This window comes from Streptomyces sp. AC627_RSS907, from assembly GCF_019049165.1.
In genome coordinates this window covers 1-938 of sequence record NZ_JAGMUE010000689.1, presented here as the reverse complement: position 1 = coordinate 938, position 938 = coordinate 1, and the positions used below count along the sequence as shown (strand labels likewise).

Here is a 938-nt window from a genome sequence, read left to right as displayed (position 1 = left end):
TTGGATGCTCTGATCGTTCGGCGTCGGGCGCAGGGGCTGTCGGGTACGGCTGTGGCGTGGGGTCCGTGGGCCGAGGTCGGTATGGCCGCCGATGAGGACACTGCGATGCAGTTGCGGCGTCGTGGGCTGACTCCGATGGACCCGGATCGCGCGCTCACCGCGCTGGCGTTCGCGGTGGGGTCGCGTGATGCGGCCGTGACGGTCGCGGATGTGCGGTGGTCGGAGTTCCTGCCGTTGTTCACCGCGGCACGGGAGCGGCCGCTGTTTGCCCGGCTGTCTCCTGCCGCCGCGGCAGGCTCGGCGCCGGACGAGACGACCGGCCTTGCTGCGCGGTTGGTGGGTCTGTCGTCGGAGGAGCGGCGGCGTGTGGTGCTGGATGTGGTGCGGGGGGAGGTTGCGGCTGTACTGGGGCATGCTTCGGCCGGTGCGGTGGAGCCGGGGCGAGCGTTCAAGGAGCTGGGTTTTGACTCACTGACCGCTGTGGAACTGCGTAACCGTCTCCAGACCGCGACTGCGCTGGCGTTGCCCGCGACGCTCGTGTTCGACTATCCGGACGCCGAACGGCTCGCTGTCTTCCTGCTCGGGCGCTTCTCTCTGGGCACGGTTGTGTCCGACTCCAGCGTTGCGGAGGTTGTTGCTCCGGCTGTTGCCGAGGATCCGGTTGTGATCGTGGGTATGGGGCTGCGGTTGCCGGGTGGGGTGGAGACGCCGGAGGAGTACTGGGATCTGGTGGCCTCTGGTGGGGAGGGCATCGGGGCGTTCCCGACGGATCGTGGCTGGGATCTGGAGGGTCTGTATCACCCGGATCCGGAGCATGCGGGTACCTCGTATGCGCGGCATGGCGGGTTCTTGTACAAGGCCGGTGAGTTTGATGCGGGGTTGTTCGGGATTTCGCCGCGTGAGGCGTTGGCGATGGATCCGCAGCAGCGGTTGCTGCT

1 protein-coding gene is annotated in these 938 nt (G+C 67.9%); it reads left to right on the top strand.

The genetic code is table 11. The annotated features are described in order from the left end of the window. Nucleotides 1–81: 81 nt before the first annotated feature. The coding region (locus KUM32_RS37820) for an acyl carrier protein (protein WP_254406688.1) at nucleotides 82–938 on the top strand (857 nt) is incomplete at its 3' end.